This window comes from Streptomyces sp. NPDC097617, assembly GCF_044761485.1.
GTDB lineage: Bacteria > Actinomycetota > Actinomycetes > Streptomycetales > Streptomycetaceae > Streptomyces.
The window spans coordinates 166,545-192,848 of record NZ_JBIWCL010000016.1 but is presented as its reverse complement, the minus strand read 5'-3'; the positions used below and the strand labels follow the sequence as shown (position 1 = coordinate 192,848).

The 26,304-nt window shown below is 73.0% G+C and carries 26 protein-coding genes; 16 read left to right on the top strand and 10 right to left on the bottom strand.

What is annotated here, in order from left to right; translation table 11 throughout:
- The first annotated feature begins 112 nt into the window (after nucleotides 1-112).
- From ACIQZO_RS24925 to ACIQZO_RS24895, 7 genes are all read left to right on the top strand, one after another.
- Complete coding sequence (locus tag ACIQZO_RS24925; RefSeq protein ID WP_403629812.1) at nucleotides 113-2,989, top strand: DNA translocase FtsK; 2,877 nt, start codon at nucleotides 113-115, stop codon at nucleotides 2,987-2,989.
- Between the two features lie 220 nt (nucleotides 2,990-3,209).
- The gene (locus tag ACIQZO_RS24920) at nucleotides 3,210-4,106 is read left to right on the top strand and encodes a helix-turn-helix domain-containing protein (protein ID WP_403629809.1); all 897 of its coding nucleotides are present in this window, start codon (nucleotides 3,210-3,212) and stop codon (nucleotides 4,104-4,106) included.
- Between the two features lie 126 nt (nucleotides 4,107-4,232).
- Nucleotides 4,233-5,723, top strand: coding sequence for a 30S ribosomal protein S12 methylthiotransferase RimO (gene rimO, locus ACIQZO_RS24915; protein ID WP_403629807.1), 1,491 nt, complete (start codon nucleotides 4,233-4,235; stop codon nucleotides 5,721-5,723).
- Nucleotides 5,720-6,388: a CDP-diacylglycerol--glycerol-3-phosphate 3-phosphatidyltransferase gene (gene pgsA, locus ACIQZO_RS24910; RefSeq protein WP_403629805.1), complete on the top strand. Its 669-nt coding sequence runs from the start codon at nucleotides 5,720-5,722 to the stop codon at nucleotides 6,386-6,388. Before rimO ends, pgsA begins: the two co-directional genes overlap by 4 nt.
- A gap of 62 nt (nucleotides 6,389-6,450) precedes the next feature.
- A complete protein-coding gene (locus tag ACIQZO_RS24905; protein ID WP_403629847.1) occupies nucleotides 6,451-6,951 on the top strand; it encodes a CinA family protein in 501 nt (166 codons plus the stop codon).
- A gap of 109 nt (nucleotides 6,952-7,060) precedes the next feature.
- Nucleotides 7,061-7,441, top strand: a complete 381-nt coding sequence (locus ACIQZO_RS24900) for a helix-turn-helix domain-containing protein (protein ID WP_403629802.1) — start codon at nucleotides 7,061-7,063, stop codon at nucleotides 7,439-7,441.
- Between the two features lie 143 nt (nucleotides 7,442-7,584).
- Nucleotides 7,585-7,968 carry a hypothetical protein gene (locus ACIQZO_RS24895; RefSeq protein ID WP_403629800.1) on the top strand — a complete coding sequence of 128 codons (384 nt, stop codon included), beginning with the start codon at nucleotides 7,585-7,587 and terminating at the stop codon, nucleotides 7,966-7,968.
- Here ACIQZO_RS24895 and ACIQZO_RS24890 read toward each other — a convergent pair.
- The 4 genes from ACIQZO_RS24890 to ACIQZO_RS24875 form a co-directional block, all read right to left on the bottom strand.
- Complete coding sequence (locus ACIQZO_RS24890) at nucleotides 7,916-8,686, bottom strand: SDR family NAD(P)-dependent oxidoreductase (RefSeq protein WP_403629797.1); 771 nt, start codon at nucleotides 8,684-8,686, stop codon at nucleotides 7,916-7,918. The two genes, ACIQZO_RS24895 and ACIQZO_RS24890, sit on opposite strands and share 53 nt — an antisense overlap.
- 94 nt (nucleotides 8,687-8,780) lie before the next feature.
- On the bottom strand, nucleotides 8,781-9,575 hold the full coding sequence (locus ACIQZO_RS24885) for an Fpg/Nei family DNA glycosylase (RefSeq protein ID WP_403629794.1): 795 nt from the start codon (nucleotides 9,573-9,575) through the stop codon (nucleotides 8,781-8,783).
- Nucleotides 9,576-9,579: 4 nt separating this feature from the next.
- Nucleotides 9,580-9,975, bottom strand: coding sequence for a hypothetical protein (locus ACIQZO_RS24880; protein ID WP_403629791.1), 396 nt, complete (start codon nucleotides 9,973-9,975; stop codon nucleotides 9,580-9,582).
- 151 nt (nucleotides 9,976-10,126) lie between these two features.
- Nucleotides 10,127-14,716: an ATP-dependent helicase gene (locus ACIQZO_RS24875; protein ID WP_403629789.1), complete on the bottom strand. Its 4,590-nt coding sequence runs from the start codon at nucleotides 14,714-14,716 to the stop codon at nucleotides 10,127-10,129.
- 80 nt (nucleotides 14,717-14,796) lie between these two features.
- On the opposite strand from ACIQZO_RS24875, the gene ACIQZO_RS24870 reads away from it, so the two are divergent.
- The 3 genes from ACIQZO_RS24870 (at nucleotide 14,797) to ACIQZO_RS24860 (ending at nucleotide 16,725) form a co-directional block, all read left to right on the top strand.
- Complete coding sequence (locus tag ACIQZO_RS24870; RefSeq protein ID WP_403629787.1) at nucleotides 14,797-15,639, top strand: AraC family transcriptional regulator; 843 nt, start codon at nucleotides 14,797-14,799, stop codon at nucleotides 15,637-15,639.
- A gap of 82 nt (nucleotides 15,640-15,721) precedes the next feature.
- On the top strand, nucleotides 15,722-16,420 hold the full coding sequence (locus ACIQZO_RS24865) for an AzlC family ABC transporter permease (RefSeq protein WP_403629784.1): 699 nt from the start codon (nucleotides 15,722-15,724) through the stop codon (nucleotides 16,418-16,420).
- Nucleotides 16,417-16,725 carry an AzlD domain-containing protein gene (locus tag ACIQZO_RS24860; RefSeq protein ID WP_403629782.1) on the top strand — a complete coding sequence of 103 codons (309 nt, stop codon included), beginning with the start codon at nucleotides 16,417-16,419 and terminating at the stop codon, nucleotides 16,723-16,725. Before ACIQZO_RS24865 ends, ACIQZO_RS24860 begins: the two co-directional genes overlap by 4 nt.
- On the opposite strand, the gene ACIQZO_RS24855 is transcribed toward ACIQZO_RS24860, so the two are convergent.
- Entirely contained in the window at nucleotides 16,694-17,770 is a 1,077-nt protein-coding gene (locus ACIQZO_RS24855; RefSeq protein WP_403629779.1) for a hypothetical protein, read from the bottom strand. The two genes, ACIQZO_RS24860 and ACIQZO_RS24855, sit on opposite strands and share 32 nt — an antisense overlap.
- Nucleotides 17,771-17,851: 81 nt before the next feature.
- On the opposite strand from ACIQZO_RS24855, the gene ACIQZO_RS24850 reads away from it, so the two are divergent.
- Both ACIQZO_RS24850 and ACIQZO_RS24845 read left to right on the top strand, forming a co-directional pair.
- A complete protein-coding gene (locus tag ACIQZO_RS24850; protein ID WP_267011765.1) occupies nucleotides 17,852-18,046 on the top strand; it encodes a DUF3046 domain-containing protein in 195 nt (64 codons plus the stop codon).
- Nucleotides 18,047-18,144: 98 nt separating this feature from the next.
- Entirely contained in the window at nucleotides 18,145-19,407 is a 1,263-nt protein-coding gene (locus ACIQZO_RS24845; protein ID WP_403629844.1) for an AI-2E family transporter, read from the top strand.
- On the opposite strand, the gene ACIQZO_RS24840 is transcribed toward ACIQZO_RS24845, so the two are convergent.
- On the bottom strand, nucleotides 19,361-20,116 hold the full coding sequence (locus tag ACIQZO_RS24840) for a Clp protease N-terminal domain-containing protein (RefSeq protein WP_403629775.1): 756 nt from the start codon (nucleotides 20,114-20,116) through the stop codon (nucleotides 19,361-19,363). The two genes, ACIQZO_RS24845 and ACIQZO_RS24840, sit on opposite strands and share 47 nt — an antisense overlap.
- Nucleotides 20,117-20,298: 182 nt before the next feature.
- On the opposite strand from ACIQZO_RS24840, the gene ACIQZO_RS24835 reads away from it, so the two are divergent.
- The 4 genes from ACIQZO_RS24835 (at nucleotide 20,299) to recX (ending at nucleotide 23,290) form a co-directional block, all read left to right on the top strand.
- Nucleotides 20,299-20,919: a class I SAM-dependent methyltransferase gene (locus ACIQZO_RS24835; RefSeq protein WP_403629773.1), complete on the top strand. Its 621-nt coding sequence runs from the start codon at nucleotides 20,299-20,301 to the stop codon at nucleotides 20,917-20,919.
- Between the two features lie 93 nt (nucleotides 20,920-21,012).
- Nucleotides 21,013-21,441, top strand: a complete 429-nt coding sequence (locus ACIQZO_RS24830) for a hypothetical protein (protein WP_403629770.1) — start codon at nucleotides 21,013-21,015, stop codon at nucleotides 21,439-21,441.
- 166 nt (nucleotides 21,442-21,607) lie between these two features.
- Nucleotides 21,608-22,720 carry a recombinase RecA gene (gene recA, locus ACIQZO_RS24825; RefSeq protein ID WP_403629767.1) on the top strand — a complete coding sequence of 371 codons (1,113 nt, stop codon included), beginning with the start codon at nucleotides 21,608-21,610 and terminating at the stop codon, nucleotides 22,718-22,720.
- A gap of 3 nt (nucleotides 22,721-22,723) precedes the next feature.
- A complete protein-coding gene (recX, locus tag ACIQZO_RS24820) occupies nucleotides 22,724-23,290 on the top strand; it encodes a recombination regulator RecX (RefSeq protein WP_403629764.1) in 567 nt (188 codons plus the stop codon).
- A 60-nt stretch (nucleotides 23,291-23,350) separates the two neighbouring features.
- Here the strand turns inward: recX and ACIQZO_RS24815 are convergent, their stop codons facing one another.
- From ACIQZO_RS24815 to ACIQZO_RS24800, 4 genes are all read right to left on the bottom strand, one after another.
- Complete coding sequence (locus tag ACIQZO_RS24815) at nucleotides 23,351-23,758, bottom strand: rhodanese-like domain-containing protein (RefSeq protein WP_403629761.1); 408 nt, start codon at nucleotides 23,756-23,758, stop codon at nucleotides 23,351-23,353.
- On the bottom strand, nucleotides 23,755-24,300 hold the full coding sequence (locus tag ACIQZO_RS24810; RefSeq protein WP_403629759.1) for a cysteine dioxygenase: 546 nt from the start codon (nucleotides 24,298-24,300) through the stop codon (nucleotides 23,755-23,757). Before ACIQZO_RS24810 ends, ACIQZO_RS24815 begins: the two co-directional genes overlap by 4 nt.
- A gap of 79 nt (nucleotides 24,301-24,379) precedes the next feature.
- On the bottom strand, nucleotides 24,380-24,466 hold the full coding sequence (locus ACIQZO_RS24805) for a putative leader peptide (protein ID WP_311318651.1): 87 nt from the start codon (nucleotides 24,464-24,466) through the stop codon (nucleotides 24,380-24,382).
- 32 nt (nucleotides 24,467-24,498) lie between these two features.
- Nucleotides 24,499-26,121: an FAD-dependent monooxygenase gene (locus ACIQZO_RS24800; protein ID WP_403629756.1), complete on the bottom strand. Its 1,623-nt coding sequence runs from the start codon at nucleotides 26,119-26,121 to the stop codon at nucleotides 24,499-24,501.
- Between the last annotated feature and the right edge of the window lie 183 nt (nucleotides 26,122-26,304).

The following is a 26,304-nucleotide window of genomic DNA, read 5'->3' as shown; positions in this document are numbered from 1 at the left end:
TGCGCGGGTCGGTACTGGCGGTGCGTCAAAGCGCCTACGGAGCCGACGACACGAACGGGTGAAGGGGTGGGCACGCGTGTCCACCGGCGTGCGCACCGGTAACCTCGGCCCCATGGCCTCACGTACGTCCGGTAAGGGTTCCCAGAGCACGGCGGGCACCGCGAAGGGCCGCACCGGCCGTACGGCGGCGCCGGCGAAGAAGGCCGCGCCCGCGCGGGGGCCTGCGGCGAAGAAGGCCGCGGCCGCCAAGCGCGCCCCGGTCAAGAAGGCGGCGGCCAAGCCCGCGCCGTCCCCGACCGGGGGCGTGGTGCGGCTGGTGCGGGCAGTCTGGCTCGGCTGCGCGCACGCGGTCGGCGCCGTCTTCCGCGGGATCGGCCAGGGAGCCAGGAACCTCGACCCCGCCCACCGCAAGGACGGCGTCGCGCTGCTGCTGCTCGCCCTCGCCCTGATCGTGGCCGCCGGTACCTGGTCGAACCTGAGCGGGCCCGTCGGGGATCTGGTCACGATGCTGATCACCGGCCTCTTCGGACGCCTGGATCTGCTCGTGCCGGTCCTGCTCGGCGTCATGGCCGCGCGCTTCATCCGCCACCCCGAGCAGACCGATGCCAACGGCCGCATCGGCATCGGGCTGTCCGCCCTCGTCATCGGGGTCCTGGGCCTGGTCCACATCGCCTGCGGGGCGCCGGGCCGGGACGAGGGCACCACCGCGATGCAGAACGCGGGCGGGCTCATCGGCTGGGGCGCCTCCAAACCGCTGATCTTCACCATGGGCGCGCCGCTGGCCGTGCCCATGCTGGTGCTGCTCACGGTCTTCGGGCTGCTCGTGGTCACCGCGACCCCGGTCAACGCGATCCCGCAGCGGCTGCGCAGGCTCGGCATCCGGCTCGGGATCATCGCGCCAGGGGGGTACCCCGGGACGGAGGCCGGGGGAGACTACGACGAGGGCTACGGGGAGGCCGAGGGCGCCGTCGGCGAGCGGCACGACCCGGAGCAGTGGCGGGCCCGAAACGGAGCCCGGCCGGGCTCCGGCGCCGCCGACCCGGTCGACGAGGCCGAGGAGGAGGCGCTCGCCCGACGGCGCAGGCCGCGCCGGACCGCGGCCCGCCCGGGCATGGCACGGGAGATGGACGCCGTCGACGTGGCCGCGGCGGCCGCCGCCGCGCTGGACGGGGCGGTCTACGGCGGGATGCCGCCGTCCCCGCTCGTCGCCGACCTCACGCAGGGGATCAGTGCCGAGCGGGAGGGCGTGGAGTTCACTGCTCCGGTGCCGACCGCCCGCGGGAAGCGCCCCGTACCGGACGGCTCGCCCGAGACCGTTCCGGAGGCCGTTCCCGCGACCGAGTCCGGGGCCGTGTCCGGGGCCGCCCCCGAAGGCGGCCCCGAGAGCCTTGCCGAGCAGCCGCACGCCACCACCGCCGCGGCCTCCGGGACGCTGTCGGTGCCCGATCTGACCAAAGCCCCGCCGCCGCCCCAGGCGCTGCCGCCGCGCGCCGAGCAGCTCCAGCTGCGCGGGGACATCACGTACGCGCTGCCCTCGCTCGACCTCCTGGAGAAGGGCGGGCCCGGCAAGACCCGCAGCGCCGCGAACGACGCGGTGGTCGCCTCGCTGACGAACGTGTTCATGGAGTTCAAGGTCGACGCACAGGTCACCGGCTTCACCCGGGGCCCGACGGTCACCCGGTACGAGGTCACCCTGGGCGCCGCGGTCAAGGTCGAGCGGATCACCGCGCTGGCGAAGAACATCGCCTACGCCGTGGCCTCGCCGGACGTCCGCATCATCAGCCCGATCCCGGGCAAGTCCGCGGTCGGCATTGAGATCCCGAACTCGGACCGCGAGATGGTCAACCTGGGTGACGTGCTGCGCCTCGCGGACGCGGCCGAGGACGACCACCCGATGCTGGTCGCGCTCGGCAAGAACGTCGAGGGCGGCTACGAGATGGCCAACCTCGCCAAGATGCCGCACGTGCTGGTGGCCGGTGCCACCGGCTCCGGCAAGTCCTCCTGCATCAACTGCCTGATCACCTCCGTCATGGTCCGGGCCACCCCGGAGGACGTCCGGATGGTGCTCGTGGACCCCAAGCGGGTGGAGCTGACGGCCTACGAGGGCATCCCGCACCTGATCACGCCGATCATCACCAACCCCAAGCGGGCCGCCGAGGCGCTCCAGTGGGTCGTGCGCGAGATGGACCTGCGCTACGACGACCTGGCCGCCTTCGGCTACCGGCACATCGACGACTTCAACCGGGCCATCCGGGAAGGCAAGATCAAACTGCCGCCGGGCAGCGAGCGGGAGCTCAGCCCCTACCCGTACCTGCTGGTGATCGTCGACGAGCTCGCCGACCTGATGATGGTCGCCCCGCGCGACGTCGAGGACTCGATCGTCCGCATCACCCAGTTGGCCCGCGCGGCAGGCATCCACCTGGTGCTCGCCACCCAGCGGCCCTCGGTGGACGTGGTCACCGGCCTGATCAAGGCGAACGTGCCCTCGCGCCTCGCCTTCGCCACCTCCTCGCTCGCCGACAGCCGGGTCATCCTCGACCAGCCGGGCGCCGAGAAGCTGATCGGCAAGGGCGACGGGCTGTTCCTGCCGATGGGCGCCAACAAGCCGGTCCGGCTCCAGGGCGCCTTCGTCACCGAGGACGAGATCGCCGGGATCGTCCAGCACTGCAAGGACCAGATGGCGCCCGTCTTCCGCGACGACGTCACCGTCGGGCAGAAGCAGAAGAAGGAGATCGACGAGGACATCGGCGACGACCTGGACCTGCTGTGCCAGGCGGCGGAGCTGGTGGTCTCGACGCAGTTCGGATCCACCTCGATGCTCCAGCGCAAGCTGCGGGTGGGCTTCGCCAAGGCCGGGCGGCTCATGGACCTCATGGAGTCGCGGGGAATCGTCGGCCCGAGCGAGGGTTCGAAGGCGCGCGATGTCCTGCTGAAGGCCGATGACCTGGACGAAGTGCTCGCCGTCATCCGCGGTGAGGCCCATCCGTAATGAAATCCCGGGCAACCGTTTCCCTTGGGCCCGCGTCAAGTTGAAGAGAGGTGGCGGTACCGCGTACCAGCTCGCGCACAGCGTCGGGCCGCCGCACCGGGAGGACCCTCCCTTCGCCATTCGGATGGCGTAGGAAGTGCACCCTCCGGTTGCTCCACCCTTTCGTCACCCCCCTAGACTGGACATCCAGCAGGTGGCTACACGCTCGAAAGGCGCCCACGTGTCCATCGGCAACTCCAACTCCCCCGAAGAAGAGCGGCCTTCGACCGACGACCGGTCCGAGGACCGCATCGTCGAACGTCCCGTCGAAGGCCCGTCCATCGGGACGGCCCTCAAGAAGGCCCGGATCGCCGCCGGGCTCACCGTCGACGAGGTCAGTTCCACCACCCGCGTGCGCATCCCGATCGTGCACGCGATCGAAGAGGACGACTTCACGCGGTGCGGCGGCGACGTCTACGCCCGCGGTCACATCCGTACGCTCGCCCGCGCCGTCAAGCTCGATCCGGCACCACTGGTCGAGAGCTACGACGCGGCCCACGGCGGCCGGCCGGCACCCACGCCCGCCGCGCCGATGTTCGAAGCCGAGCGGATCCGTCCCGAACGGCAGCGGCCCAACTGGACCGCGGCCATGGTCGCCGCCATCGTCGCCGTGATCGGCTTCGTCGGCTTCACCGCCTTCAGCGGTGGCGACGAGAAGGACAAGCGCCCGGTGGCGGAAGGTTCCGCCTCGCCCAAGCCCGCACCCAAGCAGAGCGGTGCCAAGCCGGCCGTACCGCCCCAGCAGACCCCGCAGGCGCCCAAGCCGGAGCCCTCGGACAGCGCGATCGCCGCCGCGCCCAAGGACCTCGTCACCGTGGTCCTGACGGCCGACACGGGCGAGAGCTGGATCTCCGCGAAGGACTCCACCGGCCGGCTGCTCTTCGACGGCACCCTCGTGCAGGGTGAGTCCAAGACCTTCACGGACAAGGAGTCCGTCGACCTCGTGCTCGGCGACGCCGGGGCCGTGAAGCTCTTCGTGAACGGCAAGGAGATCAAGGACGACTTCCAGTCGGGTCAGGTGGAGCGTCTGAAATACACGAAGGCCGACCCCCTGCAGGATCAGCCCCAGGCGGGCTGATGCGGGACCGCCCTAGGGCGGAAGGCTTGAATCCGGATCCCCGGGGTGCTGCGCCGCACCCCGGGGATCTTGCTGTAGGGGGACTTGCGGCAGGGGCCGACGCCGGGACGAAGTAGTCTTGAGTCCATGCCCGAACGCCGTACCGTCGCCCTTGTCACTCTTGGCTGCGCCCGTAACGAGGTGGACTCGGAGGAGCTCGCAGGCCGCTTGGCGGCGGATGGCTGGGAGCTCGTCGAGGACGCCGCCGATGCGGACGTAGCCGTCGTCAACACCTGCGGCTTCGTCGAAGCCGCCAAAAAGGACTCCGTAGACGCCCTGCTGGAAGCCAACGATCTCAAGGATCACGGCAAGACCCAGGCCGTCGTCGCCGTCGGCTGCATGGCCGAGCGCTACGGCAAGGAACTTGCCGAAGCGCTCCCCGAAGCCGACGGAGTCCTCGGTTTCGACGACTACGCCGACATCTCCGACCGCCTCCAGACCATCCTCAACGGCGGCATCCACGCCTCCCACACCCCGCGTGACCGGCGCAAGCTGCTGCCGATCAGCCCGGCCGAGCGCCAGGCCGCCGAGGTCTCCCTGCCGGGCCACGCCCAGGAGCCCGTCGCGGAGGCCCCCGCCGACCTGCCGGACGGGCTCGCGCCCGCCTCGGGCCCGCGCGCGCCCCTGCGCCGCCGGCTGGACAAGAGCCCCGTCGCCTCGGTCAAGCTGGCCTCCGGCTGCGACCGGCGCTGCACCTTCTGCGCCATCCCGTCCTTCCGCGGCTCCTTCATCTCCCGCCGCCCCAGTGACGTGCTGGGCGAGACCCGCTGGCTCGCCGAGCAGGGCGTCAAGGAGATCATGCTGGTCTCCGAGAACAACACCTCGTACGGCAAGGACCTCGGCGACATCCGGCTGCTGGAGACCCTGCTGCCCGAGCTGGCCGAGGTGGACGGCATCGAGCGCGTCCGCGTCAGCTACCTCCAGCCCGCCGAGATGCGGCCGGGCCTGATCGACGTACTCACCTCGACCCCCAAGGTCGTGCCGTACTTCGACCTGTCCTTCCAGCACTCGGCCCCCGACGTGCTGCGCGCCATGCGCCGCTTCGGTGACACCGACCGCTTCCTGGAGCTGCTGGACACCATCCGCTCCAAGGCCCCGCTGGCCGGCGTCCGCTCGAACTTCATCGTCGGCTTCCCCGGCGAGAAGGAATCGGACTTCGCCGAGCTGGAGCGCTTCCTCACCCACGCCCGCCTCGACGCCATCGGCATCTTCGGCTACTCCGACGAGGACGGCACCGAGGCCGTCGGCTACGAGAACAAGCTGGACGCGGACACCATCGCCGAGCGGCTGACCCACATGCAGCGGCTCGCCGAGGAGCTCACCTCGCAGCGCGCCGAGGAGCGCATCGGGGAAACCCTGGACGTTCTCGTCGAGACCGTGGAAGCGGTCGACGAGGACGGTGAGGGCGCTTACGGGCGCGCCGCGCACCAGGCGCCCGAAACGGACGGCCAGGTGGTCTTCACCGACAGCACGGGACTCGTTCCGGGGCGTATCGTCACGGCAAAGGTGGTCGGCACCCTGGGTGTGGACCTGGTGGCCGAGCCGCTCGGCATTGATCTTGAGGAGGCGGCCGGATGACCGGAGTCCCGGCATCTGCGGCGGGCGGGACCGGCCGTCGGCCCGTACCCGGCGCGAAGCTGGGAGTCGCGGCGGTCAATCAGGCCAGCCTGTGGAACATCGCCAACATCCTGACGATGATCCGGCTCGTGCTGGTGCCGGGCTTCGTGTTCCTGCTGCTCGCCGAGGGCGGCTACGACCCGGCCTGGCGGGCGTGGGCCTGGGCGGCGTTCGCCGTCGCCATGATCACGGACATCTTCGACGGGCACCTGGCCCGGACGTACAACCTGGTCACGGACTTCGGCAAGATCGCCGACCCCATCGCCGACAAGGCGATCATGGGGTCGGCGCTGATCTGTCTCTCCTGGCTCGGCGACCTCCCCTGGTGGGTGACCGGGGTGATCCTCGGCCGGGAGCTCGGGATCACGCTGCTGCGCTTCTGGGTCATCCGCTACGGAGTGATTCCGGCCAGCCGCGGCGGCAAGATGAAGACCCTGGCCCAGGGCACCGCCGTGGGCATGTACGTACTCGCGCTGACCGGGGCGCTGGCGACCATGCGCTTCTGGGTGATGGCGCTCGCCGTCGTGCTGACCGTCGTCACCGGTTTGGACTACATCCGTCAAGCGGTCGTGCTGCGCCGCCAGGGTCTCGCCGCGGAGCGGGCTGCGGAGCGAGCCGCGAGGTGACGTACGCGGCGGGGGATTTTCCGGAGGCGCAAGCCGGTGCCGGAGCGGTCGATGCGACCGGAGTGGCCGCGGAAACGCTGCGCCTGCTCACGGAAAGTGACCAGACCCTCGCCGTGGCCGAATCGCTGACCGGCGGCATGGTCGCCGCCGACCTCACGGCCGTCCCCGGGGCCTCCCGATCCTTCCGCGGCTCGGTGACGGCGTACGCGACGGACGTCAAACACCTCGTCCTCGGGGTGGACGCGGGACTGCTGGAAGCCGAAGGCGCGGTGAACGCGCAGGTCGCGGCGGAGATGGCGGCCGGCGTGCGGCGGGTGATGGGCGCTTCATGGGGAATCGCGACGACCGGGGTGGCCGGTCCGGAGCCGCAGGACGGGCAGCCGGTGGGCACCGTTTTCGTCGCGGTGGACGGTCCGGGGGGCAGGAAAACGGTCCGTCTGAGGTTGAAAGGCTCCCGCGCGGAAATTCGTAGGGAGAGTGCACGCACAGTGCTCGGGCTTCTCGCGGACCAACTTCGTGAGAATGCGCGGAGGCAGGATACGGAACAGAACGGGGGGATTTGATGTTTGCAGCCCTGAGTGAACACGACATCGCTCCCCGCACGGCCGCGGCGCGAGGCGGTACGGTGGGGCGTGAAGGATGCGGCTACACGGTCAGAGGAGGGAGCCACCGATGATTCTGCTCCGTCGCCTGCTGGGTGACGTGCTGCGTCGGCAGCGCCAGCGCCAGGGCCGTACTCTGCGCGAAGTCTCCTCGTCGGCCCGAGTTTCTCTCGGCTATCTCTCCGAGGTGGAGCGGGGGCAGAAGGAGGCATCCTCCGAGTTGCTCTCCGCGATCTGCGACGCGTTGGACGTACGGATGTCCGAGCTGATGCGCGAAGTCAGTGACGAACTGTCGCTGGCCGAGCTGGCACAGTCGGCCGCGGCAAGCGAACCGGTGAGTGTGCCGGTCCGCCCGAAGCTCAATTCGGTCTCCATGGCTTCGGTCGCGGCCGGACCGGAGCGGGTGACCATCAAGGCGCCTGCGGAAGCGGTGAATGTCGTAGCCGCGTGAGCGAGCACGTGCGTGTTTGAGCGTGGCCGGAGCCCCGGCCGGTGCCCTGTGCACCGGCCGGGGCTCCCGGCCGTTCTGGGTGCGGTGGCGCGGGGGGTGCGGGAGGATGGGGCCGTCCGGGTTCCGGCCCCTGGGAGGTGACCGTGCGGCGGTTGCTGCGCATACCTGCGGTGTCGGCCCTCGCACTGACGGTGGGGGTGCTGTGGTGGTGGGCCGTGCTGCGGCTGCTGCTGGCCCCTGCCGAGGCCGGGGCCGTGGAGGGCGCGGTGGCGGTGGGCGGCTGGGGACTGGGGCTGCTGCCGGTGCACTGTGTGCCGGGCCCGGTGCGCAAGGCACGGCGGAAGGCGCTGCGGGCCGCCGGGGCGGCTGACGCGGGCGACGGGGACGACCGGGGCGACGACGGGGGCGACGACGGGGGCGACGACGGGGGCGAGGGGAACGGCCGGGACGACGGGAGCGGCCGGGACTGCGGGGCTACCAGGGCATGGACACCCCACCGTTCGGGCGAAGGATCTGGCCCGTCATGAAGGACGAGGCGTCCGAGGCCAGGTAGAGCACCGCCCGGGCGATGTCCTCGGGCTCGCCGACCCGGCGCAGCGGGGACATCCGGACCATCGCGGCCTCGGTCTGCTCCTGGACCTCGGGGCTGTGCCGGCCGGTCATCGGGGTACGGATCCAGCCCGGGGCGACGGCGTTGACCCGTATGCCGTGCGGGCCCGCCTCGGTGGCGAGAGTCTTGGTCAGCTGGACCACGGCCGCCTTGGCGGCGCTGTAGCAGAGCAGGCCGGGCTGGGCGGCGTCCACGGCCCCGGAGGCCATGGTGACGATCGAGCCCGGGCGGCCGGCCGCGATCATGGAGCGAGCGGCCTCCTGGCAGGTGCGCAGGACCCCCTTGAAGTTGATGTCCAGGATCCGGTCGAGGTCCTCGTCGGAGGTCTCCAGGACGCTGCTCGTGTGCATGACCCCGGCGATGGCGGCCGTGATGTCGAGCGGGCCCGCGGCGGTGACGGCGGCGCGGAGCGCGGCCCGGTCGGTGACGTCGAGGGGGTGGACGGTGGCCGCGCCGCCGGTCTTGGTGACGAGGGCGGCCGTTTCGGCGAGACCCCGCTCGTCCCGGTCCGCGCAGTGCACGTGGGCGCCCGACTCGGCGAGGAGGACGGCGGTGGCGCGGCCGATGCCGCTGGCGGCGCCGGTGATCAGGGCGGTGCGGCCGGTGAGTCCGTACGGGGCTGTGGGTGTGGGCATGCCGGGACGGTACGACCGGATCTGACAGGGCGTCAATCGGTGGGGTCCGTCGCGTTCTGTCGCGGGCGGTCGCGTCCTGCTGCCCGGATGCCGCCTAGGGTGTCGGGCCCGACTGGCAGCGGGGGCACCAGTAGGTGGGGCGGTCGTCCTGCGGCGCCTCGCGGACGGGGGTGCCGCAGCGCAGGCAGGGGCGGTGCGCGCGGCCGTAGACGAAGAGGTCCTGGCCGGGGCGGCGACTGCCGGTGGTGTTGCGGGGGCCGGGCCGCTCGCCGGTGTTCGCGGACAGCAGGCGGTGGGCGGCCGCGGTCAGCCGGGGGAGGGTCGACTCGGGGAGCGCGCCGACCGGGGTCCACGGGGTGACCCGGGCCAGGAAGCACAGCTCGGCCTTGTAGATGTTGCCGATCCCGGCGAGGTTGCGCTGATCGAGCAGGGCCACGCCGAGGGGGCGCTCGGGGGTCGCGAGGAGGTTGGCGGCGGCGCGGGCGGGATCCCAGTCCGGGCCGAGGAGATCGGGGCCGAGGTGGCCCACGGCGCGGTCCTCCTCGGCGGTGCGGATCAGTTCCAGGACGGGGAGACGGTAACCGACGGCGGTGTGGTCGGCGGTGCCGAGGACGGCCCGGATCTCGTAGTCGGGGCCGCCACGCCATTTCTGGCCGGAGGCGAAGACGTGCCAGGCGCCGTCCATGCGGAGGTGGCTGTGCAGGGTGAGGCCGCCCTCGAAGCGGGCGAGGAGGTGCTTGCCGCGCGGGGTGACGTCGAGGGTGACGCGGCCGGTGAGGTCGGCGGTGGCGAAGCGGGGGACGCGCAGGTCGCTGCGGGTGAGGGTGCGGCCCGCCAGCGCGGTGTGGAGCCGAGTCGCCGCGCGCCGGATGCTGTCGCCTTCGGGCATGCCTTCATTGTGCCGTGGCCCGCCGGGGCGCGGCGCCGGCTCCCGGCACGTGGCGACGGCCGTGAGGCGCAGGATCGTCGGAGGGGCCGTCGGGCGGGCGGTGGTGGGCTCCGCGGCGGGGTGTTGTCGCCGCGGAGCCCGGCCGGGGCGACTTCCGGGCGATGGCCTTGCCGTTGTTCGCCGCGTTGTACCGGTTGCCCCCGTGCCCGGCGCCGGCGACCTTCACCTGGGCGGACGGGGCGAGGGCGATCGCGCAGGTGGTCCGGGTCCGGCCGTTGGCGAAGCCCTTCGGCATCGACTCGTCCTCGCACTTCTCGAACGTGCCGATGACCGCCAGGCTCTGGGCCTCCGTGCCGTCCCCGAGCAGGCCCCTGACGTGGCCGACCGAGGCGTACGACATGTCCGTCGTGCCGATGCTCTTGACCGTGTGGCGGATGTAGTACGGGATCTCCGCCGCCTCGCCGATCCTGAAGACCCGGCCGGACTTCGCCGTGCCCGCGGCCCCGGCCGGAGCCAGGACGTGAGCGGAACGCTCAATGCCGTTGCGGTCGTCAGGAACGCATACGCAAACCCCGCGGGGTGGCGTGGAAACCGGCCGCCTCCAGGGCCGGCCCCAGGGGGGAGGTCAGAGCCGCCGCCGCGTTGATCCGTTCCACCGTGAGGGCCGGGAGCGTGCCCGCGCGGGAGGCCGCCGCGAGGGCGGCCGTCGCGGCCGTGAGCCGGGGGTCCTCCGGCGCGGGCCAGGCCAGCAGGGTCTTGCCGCCGCGCTCCAGATACAGGGTCAGCTCACCGTCGACCAGGACGACCAGCGAGCCCGCTTTGCGCCCCGGCTTGTGGGTGGCGCCCGACGGAGGCTCGGGCCAGGGCAGGGCCGCGCCGTACGCGTTCGCCGGGTCGGCGGCGGCCAGGACCACCGCCGCCAGCGGGGGCGGGGTCCGCTCGGCGGCCCGGAGGCGGTCCACCGCACCGTCCATCGCGAACTGGGCCGCGCCCAGCCCCTCGACCACATAGCCCCGGCGGGCCTGGCCGCTGTCCTCGAAGGCCGACAGGACCCGGTAGACCGCGCTGAAGCCGCCCTCCACCCCTTCCGCGGCGACCGCCCCACGCGTCACCACCCCGTGCCGGTCCAGCAGGGTGCGGGCCAGGGCATGGGCCCGGTGGGTCGGATCGGGAACGGCAGCCGGAAGCAGGGACCAGCGCCCGGAGACCGTGGGCGGGCCGGTACGGGACACGGTCGCGCTGAGCGTGCCGTACCGGCCGCGGGGGACCGTGCGCCGCGCGCGGTGCGCCGTCGAGCCCGCCGTGCGGCCCGAGCCGAGCAGCGAGCGCAACGGGCCCAGGGTGTCGTTGGTGAGCCGGCCCGACCAGGCCAGGTCCCACACCGCCTCGGAGAGCGCGACGTCCGACACCTCGGGGAACTCGGCCCGGATCGACTGCGCGATCTGCCGGAAGAACAGGCCGTACCCGCCCTCGAGCGAGGCCAGGACCGCCTGGTGCAGGGGGCTCTGCTCCAGCGGGTGCGGCGGGGGCAGGAGCAGCGGGGCCGACTCCGCCAGGTAGAGCGAGACCCAGCCGTCCTTGCCCGGGAGGGCTCCGGCGCCCGCCCACACCACCTCGCCCGCGGTGGTCAGCTCGTCCAGGAGGCCCGGGGCGTACCCGGCCACGCGGGACGGGAGGATCAGGCGTTCCAGCGCCGAGGCCGGGACCGGGGCGCCCTGGAGCTGCTCGATCGCCCGGGCCAGGCCGTCGAGGCCGCGCAGGGCTCCGCCCAGGTGCTGCCACTGGGGGAGGAAGGTGGCCAGCGAGGTAGGCGGGACCGGTTCCAGCTCTTGGCGCAGCGCGGCGAGGGAGCGGCGCCGGAGCCTGCGCAGCACCGTCGCGTCGCACCATTCCTGCCCGATGCCCGCCGGATGGAACTCGCCCTGCACCACCCGGCCGGCCGCGGCCAGCCGGTGCAGGGCGCCCTCGGTCACCGCCGCGCCCAGGCCGAAGCGGGCGGCGACCGCCGTCGTGGTGAAGGGGCCGTGGGTGCGGGCGTACCGGGCCAGCAGGTCCCCGAGCGGGTCCTTGACCGGCTCCGTGAACGCCTCGGGGACGCCGACGGGCAGCGCCGTGCCCAGCGCGTCCCGCAGCCGGCCCGCGTCCTCGATCGCCGCCCAGTGGTCCGCCCCGCCGATCCTGACCGGGATGGCGCGGCGGGCCGCGGTGAGCTCCTGCGCCCACGCCGGATCCGCCCCGCGCTCGGTCAGCTGGTCCCGCGTCAGCGGGCCCAGCAGGCGCAGCAGATCGGCCACCGACTCGGGATCCTTGGCCCGCCGGTCCTCGGTGAGCCACTGGAGCTCCCGCTCCAGCTCCTCCAGCACCTGCGCGTCGAGGAGTTCGCGCAGCTCCGCCTGGCCGAGCAGCTCCGCCAGCAGCCGGGAGTCCAGCGACAGCGCGGCCGCCCTGCGCTCGGCCAGCGGCGAGTCGCCCTCGTAGAGGAACTGGGCCACATACCCGAAGAGGAGGGAACGGGCGAAGGGGGAGGGCTCCGGCGTGGTGACCTCCACCATCCGTACGCGGCGCGCCTCGATGTCACCCATCAGTTCGGTCAGGCCGGGCACGTCGAAGACGTCCTGGAGGCATTCGCGTACGGCTTCCAGCACGATCGGGAAGGAGCCGAACTCCGAGGCCACCTGGAGCAGCTGCGAGGCGCGCTGGCGCTGCTGCCACAGGGGGGTGCGCCGGCCGGGGCTGCGGCGCGGCAGCAGCAGGGCGCGCGCCGCGCACTCGCGGAAGCGGGAGGCGAACAGTGCGGAGCCGCCCACCTGGTCGGTGACGATCTGGTTGATGTCACCGTGGTCGAAGGCGACATCGGCCGCGCCCAGCGGGGCCTTCTCGTCGTCGAACTCGAACGCGTGCGGAGCGGCCGGGTCGTGGTCCAAGAGGTCCATGGACAGCAGGTCCAGGTCGGGCAGGCGCAGCACGATCCCGTCGTCGGCGTGCATCACCTGCGCGTCCATGCCGTACTTCTCGGCGAGGCGGGCGCCGAGCGCCAGCGCCCACGGGGCATGCACCTGCGCGCCGAAGGGGGAGTGGATCACGACCCGCCAGTCGCCCAGCTCGTCGCGGAACCGCTCGACCACGATCGTCCGGTCGTCGGGGACATGGCCGCAGGCCTCGCGCTGTTCGGCGAGGTACGCCAGGACGTTCTCGGCGGCCCAGGCGTCCAGGCCGGCCGCCACCAGCCGCAGCCGGGCGTCCTCGCCGCTCAGGCCGCCGAGCTCGCGGAGGAACGCGCCGACCGCGCGGCCCAGTTCGAGCGGCCGGCCGAGCTGGTCGCCCTTCCAGAACGGCAGCCTGCCCGGTACCCCGGGGGCGGGGGTGACCAGGACCCGGTCGCGGGTGATGTCCTCGATCCGCCACGAGGTGGTGCCCAGCGTGAAGACGTCCCCCACGCGGGATTCGTAGACCATCTCCTCGTCGAGCTCGCCGACCCGGCCGCCGCCCTTCTTGGGATCGGAGCCCGCCAGGAACACACCGAACAGACCGCGGTCGGGGATCGTGCCGCCCGAGGTGACCGCGAGGCGCTGCGCCCCCGGCCGGCCCGTGATCGTGCCCGCCACCCGGTCCCAGACCACGCGCGGCCGGAGCTCGGCGAACGCGTCCGACGGATAGCGCCCGGCCAGCATGTCCAGCACGGCCGTGAACGCCGATTCCGGCAGCGCCGCGAAGGGTGCCGCCCGCCGCACCAGGGCGAGCAGGTCGTCCAGTTGCCAGGTGTCCATCGAGACCATCGCGACCAGCTGCTGCGCCAGCACGTCGAGAGGGTTGGAGGGGACCCGCAGGGACTCGATCTCCCCCGTGCGCATCCGCTCGGTGACCACCGCCGCCTGCACCAGGTCGCCGCGGTACTTGGGGAAGACCACCCCGGTGGAGACCGCGCCCACCTGGTGTCCGGCCCGGCCCACGCGCTGCAGCCCGGAGGCCACCGAGGGCGGCGACTCCACCTGCACCACCAGGTCCACCGCGCCCATGTCGATGCCCAGCTCCAGGCTGGAGGTGGCGACCACGGCGGGCAGCCGGCCCGCCTTCAGGTCCTCCTCCACGAGTGCGCGCTGCTCCTTGGACACCGAGCCGTGGTGCGCGCGGGCCAGCAGGGGCGGGGCGCCGAGGGCGGCGCCCGACTGGGCCATGACCTCCGCCGGAGGCCTGCCCTCCGGCAGCTTCTCGCCCATGGCGCGCTCGTACGCGATCTCATTGAGCCGGTTGCACAGCCGCTCGGCGAGCCGGCGGGAGTTGGCGAAGACGATCGTCGAGCGGTGCGCCTGCACCAGGTCGGCGATCCGCTCCTCCACATGCGGCCAGATCGACGGCTTGTCCCCGCCCTCCTTGCCCTCGGTCGCGGGGGAGCCGCCCAACTCGCCCATGTCCTGCACCGGGACGACCACCGACAGGTCGAACTCCTTGGCCGACGGCGGCTGGACGATCTCCACCCGGCCGCGCGGCGCCAGGTACCGGGCCACCTCGTCCACCGGCCGGACCGTCGCCGACAGCCCGATCCGGCGCGCCGGGCGCGGCAGCAGCTCGTCCAGCCGCTCCAGGGAGAGGGCGAGATGGGCGCCGCGCTTGGTCCCGGCGACCGCGTGCACCTCGTCGAGGATCACCGTCTCGATTCCCGTGAGCGCCTCCCGGGCCGCCGAGGTCAGCATCAGGAACAGGGACTCGGGCGTGGTGATGAGGATGTCCGGCGGGCGGGTGGCCAGCGCCCGCCGTTCGGCGGGTGGGGTGTCGCCGGAGCGGATCCCCACCCGGATGTCCGGCTCGGGCAGCCCGAGGCGGACCGACTCATGGCGGATCCCGGTCAGCGGGCTGCGCAGATTGCGCTCCACGTCGACGGCCAGCGCCTTGAGAGGAGACACGTACAGCACGCGGCAGCGCTTCTTCGACTCCGCGGGCGGCGGGGTGGAAGCGAGCCGGTCGAGGGCGGCGAGGAACGCCGCCAGGGTCTTGCCCGAGCCGGTGGGAGCCACCACCAGCACGTCGGAGCCCTCCCCGATCGCCCGCCACGCGCCCTCCTGCGCGGCGGTGGGCGTGACGAAGGCCCCCGTGAACCACGAGCGGGTCGCGGGGGAGAACGAGTCGAGCGCAGGGCCTGCCATGCCCCCATCGTGCACCCGGCCACTGACAACGGGCCGGACCTGGGGAAACGCGAGACACGGGCGGGGCGCAGAATGGGGGGATGGGGACGGACGGGGGCGCCGGCGGGCGCCGGGAGTGGGCACGGCACTGGCAGTACGCGGAACTGCCCGGGCTCGACCTGCTGCGCGCCCACTACGTACGCCACACCTTCCCGCGCCACGCCCACGACGGGTACGTCATCGCGGCCGTCACCGGCGGCATCGAGGAGATCGGGCTCCCCGGGCACGTGGTGCGCGCCGGACCCGGCAGCGTGGTCCTGATCAACCCCGAGGTGCCGCACACCGCGCGCGCCGGAGTGCCCGAGGGCTGGGCCTACGCCACCTTGTACCCCTCCAGCGAGCTGATCACCGAGGTCGCCGACGAGATCGGCACCCTGCGCGGCACTCCCGGCTTCACCGCCGACATGGTCGCCGACCCCCGGGGGGCGCAGGCGATCACCGAGGTCCACCGGGCCGCCGAGGCGGGCAACGCGCTGGCCGCCGACACCCTGCTGCGGAGCGTGGTGGCGCGGATGCTGACCCGGCACGCCGGACCGCTGCCCGCCCGTACGGTCCGTGGCGCGGGCGGCGCCGACGCGGCGGCGGCACGGGCCGTACTGCAGGAGCGGATGGCCGACCCGCCGTCGCTGGAGCAGCTCGCGGCGGAGCTGGGCACGAGCCCCTTCGCCCTGCTGCGGGCCTTCCGCGAGCGGTACGGAATGCCCCCGCACACCTGGCTCACCGACGCCCGCGTCCGGCGGGCACGCCGGCTCCTGGACGCCGGCACGGCGCCCGCGGAGGCGGCCGTCACCGTCGGCTTCACCGACCAGCCTCACCTGAACCGGCACTTCACCCGCATCGTGGGGGTGCCGCCCGGCGCCTACCGGCGGGAACGGGCCGGCTAGGGCGACCGCCAGGGGCGCAAGAACGTACAAGACCCGGCCGCCCCGCCCTGCGTAGTTTCGGGGGGTGGGAGAACATCAAGCAGTGATACAGGCGACCCCCGAGGGGGTCGCCGGGGGACGGCCGCGGGCCGCCGTCGTACGCGACGCGCTCGGGGTCGGGGTGGCCGTCGGGCTGTCCGGGTTCGCGTTCGGCGTGACCGCCGCCGGGGCCGGCATCAGCACCCTCCAGGCTTGCGTGCTGAGCCTGCTCGTCTTCACCGGGGCCTCGCAGTTCGCCCTGGTCGGAGCGCTGGCGGCAGGCGGGAACCCGTTCACCGCCGCCGCCGGGGCCTTCTTCCTCGGCACCCGCAACGCCTTCTACGGGCTGCGGCTGTCCCAGCTGCTGAAGCTGCCCCGCGCCGTACGCCCGCTCGCCGCGCACTGGGTGATCGACGAGACCACCGCCGTCGCGCTGGCCCAGCCCGACCGGAAGTCGGCCCGGCTCGGCTTCACCGTCACCGGGCTCACCCTCTACGCACTGTGGAACCTCACCACGCTGCTCGGCGCGCTCGGCGCCGAGGCCATCGGGGACACCAGGGCGTGGGGGCTGGACGCCGCCGGACCCGCCGTGTTCCTGGCGCTGCTGGCTCCGATGCTGAAGACCTCCACCGAGCGGGCCGTCGCCGCCCTCGCGCTGGTCCTCGGGCTCGGCTTCCTGCCCGTGCTGCCCGCCGGGGTGCCCGTGCTGATCGCCGCCCTGGCGGCCCCCGTGGTGCTGTGGATGAAGGGACGCCGCCCGTGACCGTCTGGATCGCCATCGCACTGACGGTCGTCGGCTGCTATGCCGTCAAGCTCGCCGGCCTGCTCGTCCCCGCCGGGGCCCTGGAACGGCCGCTCGTGCGCCGCCTGGCCGCCCTGCTGCCGGTCGCCCTGCTCGCCGCGCTCACCGCCCAGCAGACCTTCAGCACCGGGTCCGCCCTCGTCATCGACGCCCGCGCCGCGGGGCTCGCGGCCGCCGGGCTGGCGCTGCTGCTGCGGGCCCCCTTCCTCATCGTGGTCGCGGCCGCCGTCGTGGTCACCGCGGGGGTACGGGCCCTGGGCGGCTGACCCCCACCTCCGGCAGACGCCCGTACGCCCGCAGGGTCAGCAGCGCCTCCAGGGTGGCGATCGGGCGCCGCTCGAGCGAGCTTCCCGGCGCCCAGTCCCGGCGCCGCACCGGCCAGCCGCCGTCGGACTGCTGCTCGGTGGCCAGGTGGTCCAGCGAGCGGCGCAGCTCCGCGTCGGTGAACCAGCCGCGGGCCAGGGATTCGGGCCGCCGCGCGAAGTCGTGCGGGTACAGCCGCTCGCCCGGCGCGTAGCCGGGGGCCTCCGGGTACTCCGCGCGCCGCACGGGATCCAGGACGACGAGCCGCTGCTCGCGCACCATCCGGCCCAGCCGGTCCGCGGCCGCCGCCGCGCGCGCCCGGTCCGGGATGCCGTCGAGGAAGGCCACCGCGCTCTGGACCTCGTACGGGTGCGAGTGGCGCAGGTTCTCGACCCGGTCCCAGCAGAAGTCCGTGGCCCGGAAGAGCCAGGCGTGCCAGACCCGGTTGCGGTGCAGTACGCCGACGACGGGGCCTGTGGTCAGCAGCTCGCCCGGCGGGTCGTCGTGCATCGGGTGGTAGGGGGCCGCGGGGTAGTCGCGGGGGGCCGGGGAGACCACCGGGAGCGCGCCGTCCGCGGTGGAGACCCCGGTCAGGTGGCGGCAGAGCCGCTCGATGCGCTGCCCCGAGCAGCGCCCCAGGCCGTCCAGCACGTGCAGGGCGTGGGCGGTGTGCAGGGGCTGGCTGAGCGGACCGCGCAGATCCGGATCGAGTGCGTGACCGTAGCCTCCGTCTCCGTTGAGGTACGAGCCGAGGGCCGTGTCCACCGGGTCGGCGTCCCCGCCGAGGAAGTGGAACGCGAACCTCCGCTGCTCCAGCACGCGGGCCGTGAGCCAGATGAACCGCTCGGCGCGGGCCAGCGGGTCTGCCGGGGCTGGCGGGTCTGCCGGGTCTGCCGGGGCTGGCTGCTCTGCGGGGGTCTGCGGCGCCGCCGGGGTCTGCGGCGCCGCCGGGGTCTGTGGCGCCGCCGGGGTCTGTGGGGGTTGCGGGGAAGTTTCGTCTCCGGGCATGCCAGCAACGTAGGACGCGGGGGAGCGCGGGGGAGGGCCGAACGCGGGCGGTGCACTCTCCCGGGGCGGGATACTGGGGGCATGCGGTTGACGATTTTCTGGGAACGGATGGCGGAGCACTTCGGCGCGGGCTATGCGGAGTCCTTCGCGCGGGACCACGTCATGACGGAGCTGGGCGGGCGCACCGTCCACCAGGCGCTGGACGCGGGCTGGGAGACCAAGGACGTCTGGCGCGCGGTGTGTTCGGCGATGGACGTGCCGGCGTCGCTGCGCTGACCAGCGCGCTGTTTCGCGGTGGCGGGCACGGGTGGGACAGACTTGGGGCCGTGGCAGCCAGCGAAGAGACGAACGATCATCACGCCGAGGCGCGAGGAGTGACACCGCCCGTGCGGGCGGAGGAGCCGCAAGCACCGGGCCCGCAGGGTCCGACAGGTCCGCAGGGTCCGACAGGTCCGCAGGGTCCGACGAGTCCACAGGGTCCGACGGATCCGCCCGCGCCGCCGGCTCCGCCACCGTCCGGTGCGGCCCCCGCCGCGGACGATGCGCGGATGCCGCGCTGGCTGCCGCGCGCCGTGATCCTCGTACTGGCCCTCGTGGCCTGCTTCCAGCTCGGCAGCTGGGCCTTCCACCAGCTGATAGGCCTCCTCGTCAACATCCTGATCGCGTTCTTCCTCGCGCTCGCGATCGAGCCGGCGGTGGCCAGGATGGCGGCGGGCGGCATGCGCCGCGGGCTCGCCACCTTCGTGATGTTCCTCGCGGTGTTCGTCGTGACCGCGGGCTTCCTCGCGCTCCTCGGCTCGCTGCTCGCCGGGCAGATCGTCGCCATGGTCGAGGGCTTCCCGGGCTATATCGACGCGGTGATCAAAGCCATCAACTCCACCTTCCACACCGAACTGTCCCGGCTGGAGATCCAGGAGAGCGTGCTGCGCTCCGACTGGCTGCGCAAGTACGTGCAGAACAGCGCGTCCGGCGTGCTCGACGTCTCCGCCACGGTGCTCGGCGGACTCTTCAAGCTGCTGACGATCGGGCTGTTCTCCTTCTACTTCGCCGCCGACGGACCGCGGCTGCGGCGCGCCCTGTGCTCCGTACTGCCGCCCGCCAAGCAGGCCGAGGTGCTGCGCGCCTGGGAGATCGCCGTCGCCAAGACGGGCGGCTACCTCTACTCGCGCGGGCTGATGGCCCTGATCTCCGGCGTCGCGACCTACATCGTGCTGGCGGTCCTCGGGGTGCCTTACGCGCCCGCGCTCGCCGTGTGGGTGGGCCTGGTCTCGCAGTTCGTCCCCACCATCGGCACCTATCTCGCGGGCGCGCTACCGGTCCTGCTCGCCTTCACCGTGGACCCCTGGTACGCGCTGTACGTACTCGGCTTCGTGGTGATCTACCAGCAGTTCGAGAACTACGTCCTCCAGCCGAAGCTGACCTCGAAGACCGTGGACATCCATCCGGCGGTCGCCTTCGGATCGGTCATCGCGGGCACCGCGCTGCTGGGCGCGGTCGGGGCGCTCATCGCGATCCCGGCCGTCGCCACCCTGCAGGCGTTCCTCGGCGCGTACGTCAAGCGCTACGAGCTGACGCACGCCGCGGATTCCTCTACTTCTCGTCCGCGACGACGCGTACGACTGCCAAGGCTTCGCTGACGGTCGCCTCGACGGCGGCCTTGTCCAGGCCGAGGCTGCTCAGGGGGCCCTCGCCGTTCTCCAGTTCCAGGAGCGCGAGCAGGACGTGCTCGGTGCCGACGAAGTCGTGGCCCAGGCGCAGGGCCTCGCGGAAGGTGAGCTCCAGGGCCTTCTTCGCGGACGCGTCGAAGGGGATCAGCTCGGGGACTTCCGGCTGGGCCGGGGGCAGCAGCGCGGTCACGGCGGTCCGTACGTCGTCCGCCGCCACCCCCTGGGCGCGCAGGGCGTAGCCCGCGAGGCCCTCGGGTTCGGCGAGGAGGCCGAGCACCAGGTGCTCGGTGCGGATCTCGGTGTTGCCGGCGGCGCGCGCCTCGTTCTGGGAGGTCATCACGATGTTGCGGGCTCGGGGGGTGAAGCGGCCGAAGCCCGCCTGGGGGTCCAAGCCGCCGTCGCCCTCCTTGTCGGCCTTGGGGACGAAGCGCTTCTGGGCGGCCTGGCGGGTGACGCCCATGCTGCGGCCGATGTCGGTCCAGGAGGCTCCGGAGCGTCGGGCCTGGTCGACGAAGTGGCCGATGAGGTGGTCGGCCACGTCGCCCAGGTGCTCGGCGGCGACGACGGCGTCGGTGAGCTGCTCCAGGGTGTCGGTGTGGACCTTCTTGATGGCGTCGATGAGGTCGTCGAGGCGTACGGGATTGGTCATGCGAACGGGTTCCACCGAAGGGCTCGTCATAGGTGCAACCGTAGGTTGACGGTCGGATGAGTGTCAACCCTGGGTTGTCACTTGGGTGGGGTGTGTCGGTGTGTCCCGGGGTATCGCGGGGCGGTTCGTGCGGCGGCGCGGGAGGCGGCTGTGCGGGAGGTGGCGGTGCCATGCTGAGGGCTGCGGGGGAGTAGCGAGACGCGGAGGCCGCCATGGGGTTCTACACCGAACAGGTCGTGCCACGGATCATCAAGGCCGCCTGCGGGGCCAGGACGGCTCGGCCGCTGCGACGCCGGGCCTGCGAGGGGCTGGCCGGCGAAGTCGTCGAGATCGGCTTCGGCACGGGCCACAACGTCCCCTTCTACCCGCCGGGCGTGACGTCCGTGGTGGCGGTGGAGCCCTCCGACGTCGCGTGGCGGCTGGCCGCGGACCACGTGCGGGACGCCCGCGTACCGGTGCGGCGGGCCGGCCTGGACGGCCAGTCGCTGCCCTTCGAGGACGGCGGGTTCGACTCCGCGCTGTCCACCTGGACGCTGTGCACCATCCCGGACGCCGTGGCCGCCCTGCGCGAGCTGCGGCGCGTACTCAAGCCGGGCGGGACCCTGCACTTCCTCGAGCACGGGCTCGCTCCGGAGGGGGACTGGCGCGTACGTCGCTGGCAGCGAAGGCTCGAACCGCTGAACATGCGGCTCCTGGGCGGCTGCCACCTCACCAGATCGGCCCCGGACCTGCTGACGGCGGCCGGGTTCACGATCACCTCGCTCGACGTCTTCTACGAGGCGGGGCCGAAGTTCCTGTGCGCGGACTCCCTCGGGACGGCGGTCTCCCGCTGACGGACGGCCCGTCACGAAGGCATCACGTGGGGCGTGGGCCCGGAGGGCCCCTGGCAGCATCGGTCGAACCGATCCAGGTGGGTTCCAGGTTCCATGCGATTTCATGAGCGCGTCGCGTTACTGACCCGAGTCACCGCCTCCGCCACGGCCGCCACGGCCGTCGCCGTGCTGCTCGGCGGCTGCTCCGGGACTCCGGCCGAGCAGCTCGAGGACTGGTACGGCTCGGGGGGCGAGACGCAGCTGAAGAAGCTGACCGAGGACGCCGGCCGGGTGAACGAGGTGAGCATGCGCACGATCGAAGGCGACCCAATCCTCCTGTGCCCCAACGCCCGGCACATCCCCGTCGGACACCGCCTCCGGCTCACCATCGGCGGCCCGGGCGGCCCGGGTGGCCCGGACGGTTCGACCCCGGGCGTGCCGAGCCCGCTGCGGATGCACCACGTCTCCGTCGGCGCCACCTCCATGAGCACCGTCCACTCCACCTCCCGGCTCCTGCTGCCGCTCCTCGTCCCCGCCGGGTGAAGCCGGGGCCCGACCCGCGTGTGGGCGTGGTGCGCTTGACAGGGAAATCGAACATCCATTCTGATGGGTTATCCACAGCCGAAGGGCTCGTGGAGGCGCATTGTCAGTGGCAGGCATTAGCGTCAGTGGAGTGAAGCGATCGACTCAAGCAAACCGGGTGGAACCCATGGCAGGCACCGACCGCGAGAAGGCTCTCGACGCCGCTCTCGCGCAGATTGAACGGCAATTCGGCAAGGGTGCGGTCATGCGCCTCGGCGACAAGCCGAACGACCCCATCGAGGTCATCCCCACCGGGTCGACCGCGCTGGACATCGCCCTCGGCGTCGGCGGGCTGCCCCGCGGCCGTGTGATCGAGGTGTACGGCCCGGAGTCTTCCGGTAAGACGACCCTGACCCTGCACGCCGTGGCCAACGCACAGAAGGCCGGCGGCACCGTCGCCTTCGTGGACGCCGAGCACGCGCTCGACCCCGAGTACGCCAAGGCCCTCGGCGTCGACACCGACAACCTCATCCTGTCGCAGCCGGACACCGGCGAGCAGGCGCTGGAGATCGTGGACATGCTCGTCCGCTCCGGTGCCCTCGACCTGATCGTCATCGACTCCGTGGCGGCGCTCGTGCCGCGCGCGGAGATCGAGGGCGAGATGGGCGACTCGCACGTGGGTCTCCAGGCCCGACTGATGAGCCAGGCGCTCCGGAAGATCACCGGTGCGCTCAACCAGTCCAAGACCACCGCGATCTTCATCAACCAGCTCCGCGAGAAGATCGGTGTGATGTTCGGCTCGCCGGAGACCACCACTGGTGGTCGCGCGCTGAAGTTCTACGCCTCCGTGCGCCTCGACATCCGGCGCATCGAGACCCTGAAGGACGGCACGGACGCGGTCGGTAACCGCACCCGCGTCAAGGTCGTCAAGAACAAGGTCGCGCCGCCGTTCAAGCAGGCCGAGTTCGACATCCTCTACGGCCACGGCATCAGCCGCGAGGGCGGCCTGATCGACATGGGCGTGGAGCACGGCTTCGTGCGCAAGGCCGGCGCTTGGTACACGTACGAGGGCGACCAGCTCGGCCAGGGCAAGGAGAACGCGCGCAAGTTCCTCTGCGACAACCCCGCACTGTCCGACGAGATCGAGCGGAAGATCAAGGAGAAGCTGGGCGTGGGTGTCCGCAAGGACGCCGCCGCCCCCGAGGCCGGTACCGACACCGCCGATGCCGCGGCCACCGCCGTGCCCGCCCCGGCAACGAAGGCCAAGACGACGGCCAAGGCCGCCGTGGCCAAGAGCTGACCCGTGCGGGCGCAGGAAGGGGGCGGCGAGCGCCGAGGCGGCCGTGAAGGCCGTTCGGAGCTGCCGCCCCAGAGCCCCGAGGAGCAGGCGCGGGCGATCTGTCTGCGCCTGCTCACCGGGAGCCCGCGTACCCGGCGCCAGCTCGCGGACGCCCTGCACAAGCGGGGCATCCCCGAGGAGGTGTCGCAGCAGGTCCTCTCCCGGTACGAGGAGGTGGGCCTGATCGACGACGCCGCCTTCGCCGGAGCCTGGGTGGAGTCCCGGCACCGCGGCCGGGGCCTGGCCCGTCGGGCGCTGGCCCAGGAGCTCCGGACCAAGGGGGTGCATGCCACCCTCGTCGAAGAGGCCCTGGAGCTGCTGGACTCCGATCAGGAGGAGCAGACCGCCCGGGAACTCGTGGAGCGCAAGCTCCGCTCCACCCGGGGCCTGGAGCGGGACAAGCGGATCCGGCGGCTCGCCGGGATGCTCGCCCGCAAGGGATACCCGGAGGGCATGGCCCTGCGGGTGGTGCGCCGCGCGCTCGAGGCGGAGGGCGAGGACGCCGACGACCTCGGGTACGCGGGGGAGTGAGCCGGCGGGCCCGGGGTGGGGTAGCCCCCGGAAGCTCGGCCCCCGGACCCCCCCCGCGCCTCAAGCGCCGGCGGCGCCGGGAGGAGGGGTGAGGGGAAGGCCCGAGGACTTCCAGGACTGGAAGCCGCCGGTCAGGTCCGTGGCGCGGTGGAGGCCCAGGGCGTGGAGGGAGGCCGCGGCGAGGCTGGAGGCGTAGCCCTCGTTGCAGATCACCACCACCTGGACGTCGTGGCTCGTGGCCTGCGGGAGACGATGGCTGCCCCACGGGTCCAGGCGCCACTCCAGTTCGTTGCGCTCGACCACCAGCGCACCCGGGATCAACCCGTCCCGCTCGCGCAGGGCCTGGTACCGGATGTCCACGAGGAGGGCCCCGGCGCGGGAGGCGGCGTACGCCTCGCGCGCGTCCACGCGGGTGTAGCCCGCCCGGATCCGCTCCAGCAATTCGTCGATGCCGATCGGGGCGCTCACTGCCAGTCCGCCGCGCGCTCGACGTGCTCCAGGCTGAGCACCTGGCCGCTGCGGCTGTAGCGGCGGATCAGCGGGAGCGGCGGGTAGTAGGCGTGCACGGAGACCGCGTGCTCGGTTGGCGATTCGTTGAGCACCTCGTGCACGTGGTGCTCCCGGAACGCCCGCCCCGAGCCCGCGCCCAGCGTGCGCTGGCGGTCGACGCCCGGGGCCAGCTCCAGGGACTTCCAGCCCTCCGAAGGCAGGCGCACGGTCAGCGAGTTCTCGGTCAGCCGCCCCCGCGCGGTGGCGAACGCGCCCCGCGATTCGGCGTGGTCGTGCCAGCCGGTGCCGGTGCGCGGCGGCCAGCCGATCAGCCATGCCTCGCTGCCGCCCGGCCCCTCCAGCCGGATCCAGGTGCGGCCCTCGGGGTCGAGCGGCAGCGAGGCCACGATTGCCGGGTCGGCGGCCGTGCGGAGGGCGAAGTCGAGGAGTGCGGCGGCCGTGGGGCCCCCGGCGGGCGCGTGCTCAGGGGCGTACGCGGGTGTGGATACGGGTGCAGACATGAAAGGGGACCGTTTCCTGGGTTCGCGGAGGTGCGCGCAGGCCGGTGGACGGCACGGGGCGCGCGGAGGGAAGGGCGAATCAGCAGGAAGGGCGACACACGCAGCCCGCGTAGCGGAGCAGGTCCATATGGACCCTCCGCCACAGGCGTACGTCGTTGCCGGTCATTCCGCGAGTGAACCACGGAGTCCCGGAGACGGTCAATCGATCACCACGATCGGTGTGGTCGTCTGTGCAGTGGTCGTGGTCGTGGTCGTGGTCGGCGTCGAGGGAGTCGAGGGCGCGGACAGCCGGGACGCGGGCGCACCGGCCCGGACCGCGTCCGCCGCCTCGTACAACTCCGCCGGGCGGACCCCCGCGAAGGTCGCCGCAAGATGCCCGTCGGGCCGTACGAGCAGCACCGTGTGCGCCGGGGCCCCCGGGTAGCTGTCGGCGACGAGCAGATCGGTACGGACCGGCAGCGCGCTCACGGCCGCAGCCAGGCGGGGCATCAGCCCGGCGCCCAGCCAGTGGCGCCGGTCCCACACCCCGGTACCGGGAGCCACCAGGACCACCAGTAGCCGGCCCTGCCCGAGCAGGTCACGCAGGGGCACGGTGGCCCCGTCCGGAGCGGTCACCGCGACGTTCGCCACCGGGCCGCCCGGTTCCGTGGCCGTCGGGACCTCGCGTACGGCGACCGGCGGGGCGTACGTGGGCTCCGCGCCCAGCGGCCCCCGCCCCAAGTGGCCGTCGGTGAGCAGGGATTCGGCGGAACGCGCGGTGCCGGGAAGGTAGGTGCGCAGCCCGCCGCCGGCCCGCAGGGCCGGCATCGCCTGGTCGGCCGCGCGCAGCCGGGAGGCGACCGCCGTGCGCCGTTCGCCCTCGTAGCTGTCGAGCAGGGCCTCGGAGGCGCCCTGGTGCCAGGCCTGCGAGAGCTTCCACGCCAGATTCTCGGCATCACGGAGCCCCTCCTCGACGCCCTGGGTGCCGAGCGCGCCCAGCAGGTGCGCGGCGTCACCGGCCAGGAAGGCGCGGCCGTCGCGCCAGCGCCGGGCGAGGCGGTGGTGCAGGGTGTGGACCCCGGTGTCGATGAGGTCGTAGGGGGGTGTCGTGCCGCCGCACCACGCCGCGAGGGTGTCGCGGATCATGGTCACCAGCGCGTCGGGGGTGACCAGCTCCCCGCGGGCCGGGAGCAGCCAGTCCAGCCGCCACACCCCGTCGGGCAGCGGCCGGGAGGTGACCTCCTGCGGTGGGCTGCGGTGCAGCAAGGCCTCGCCGGGCCAGGGCAGTTCGGTGCGCAACGCGGCCACGGCGTGCCGTTCCACGGCGGTGCGGCCGGGGAAGCGGATGCCGAGCAGTTTGCGGACGGTGGAGCGGGCGCCGTCGCAGCCGACCAGGTAACTCCCGCGCCACCACGTGGTTTCGGCGCCACAGGTGTGCGCGGTGATACCGCGCTCGTCCTGCTCCACGGAGTCCAGTCTGCTGTCGGTGACCAGGTGGACGAGCGGGTGGGCCGCGGCGGCGGCGCGCAGTCCGCGCGTCAGCGCGTGCTGCGGCACGTGCAGCGGGGCCGGGTGGTCCTCGAAGGTGATCCGCCGGTCGGCCTGGCGCCGGCGCATGGTGCGCCAGGCGGCGAAGTACGCCCCCTCGTCGCGCAGCGTCGTACAACCCAGGCGGTGGGTCATGGCGGCCGTATCGGCGTGCAGGACGACGGTACGGGCCGGGCGGACCTCCTCCTTGCCGGGCCCTTCGTCGAGCACGACGGAGGGCACGCCCGCGCCTGCCAGGGCGAGGGACAGGGCCAGCCCGACGGGCCCCGCGCCGACGACGATCACCGGGTCCATGGCACGACTCCCGATGTCCGGTATGTGATCACAGAACGTATGCAACCCACTGTAGGTGCCCGCGTCAAGTGACACCGGCCGCCACAACGCCGTGTGGTGCGGCGGATGAGATCCGCCGCACCACACAGGCTACGCACTATGACTGACCGTATGTCAGACCCGGGGGCCGTCCGAACGGAGGGG

Excerpts from the sequence above, each read along its gene's own strand:
- ACIQZO_RS24800 (WP_403629756.1), bottom strand. The coding sequence starts at position 26,121 with ATGGACCCGGTGATCGTCGTCGGCGCGGGGCCCGTCGGGCTGGCCCTG.
- ACIQZO_RS24830 (WP_403629770.1), top strand. The coding sequence starts at position 21,013 with ATGCGATTTCATGAGCGCGTCGCGTTACTGACCCGAGTCACCGCCTCC.
- ACIQZO_RS24810 (WP_403629759.1), bottom strand. The coding sequence starts at position 24,300 with ATGTCTGCACCCGTATCCACACCCGCGTACGCCCCTGAGCACGCGCCC.
- ACIQZO_RS24855 (WP_403629779.1), bottom strand. The coding sequence starts at position 17,770 with ATGCCCGGAGACGAAACTTCCCCGCAACCCCCACAGACCCCGGCGGCG.
- ACIQZO_RS24850 (WP_267011765.1), top strand. The coding sequence starts at position 17,852 with ATGCGGTTGACGATTTTCTGGGAACGGATGGCGGAGCACTTCGGCGCG.
- ACIQZO_RS24885 (WP_403629794.1), bottom strand. The coding sequence starts at position 9,575 with ATGCCCGAAGGCGACAGCATCCGGCGCGCGGCGACTCGGCTCCACACC.
- ACIQZO_RS24900 (WP_403629802.1), top strand. The coding sequence starts at position 7,061 with ATGATTCTGCTCCGTCGCCTGCTGGGTGACGTGCTGCGTCGGCAGCGC.
- ACIQZO_RS24805 (WP_311318651.1), bottom strand. The coding sequence starts at position 24,466 with ATGACCGGCAACGACGTACGCCTGTGGCGGAGGGTCCATATGGACCTG.
- recA (WP_403629767.1), top strand. The coding sequence starts at position 21,608 with ATGGCAGGCACCGACCGCGAGAAGGCTCTCGACGCCGCTCTCGCGCAG.
- ACIQZO_RS24890 (WP_403629797.1), bottom strand. The coding sequence starts at position 8,686 with ATGCCCACACCCACAGCCCCGTACGGACTCACCGGCCGCACCGCCCTG.
- ACIQZO_RS24840 (WP_403629775.1), bottom strand. The coding sequence starts at position 20,116 with ATGACGAGCCCTTCGGTGGAACCCGTTCGCATGACCAATCCCGTACGC.
- ACIQZO_RS24835 (WP_403629773.1), top strand. The coding sequence starts at position 20,299 with ATGGGGTTCTACACCGAACAGGTCGTGCCACGGATCATCAAGGCCGCC.
- ACIQZO_RS24875 (WP_403629789.1), bottom strand. The coding sequence starts at position 14,716 with ATGGCAGGCCCTGCGCTCGACTCGTTCTCCCCCGCGACCCGCTCGTGG.
- ACIQZO_RS24925 (WP_403629812.1), top strand. The coding sequence starts at position 113 with ATGGCCTCACGTACGTCCGGTAAGGGTTCCCAGAGCACGGCGGGCACC.
- pgsA (WP_403629805.1), top strand. The coding sequence starts at position 5,720 with ATGACCGGAGTCCCGGCATCTGCGGCGGGCGGGACCGGCCGTCGGCCC.
- ACIQZO_RS24880 (WP_403629791.1), bottom strand. The coding sequence starts at position 9,975 with ATGTCGTACGCCTCGGTCGGCCACGTCAGGGGCCTGCTCGGGGACGGC.
- ACIQZO_RS24870 (WP_403629787.1), top strand. The coding sequence starts at position 14,797 with ATGGGGACGGACGGGGGCGCCGGCGGGCGCCGGGAGTGGGCACGGCAC.
- rimO (WP_403629807.1), top strand. The coding sequence starts at position 4,233 with ATGCCCGAACGCCGTACCGTCGCCCTTGTCACTCTTGGCTGCGCCCGT.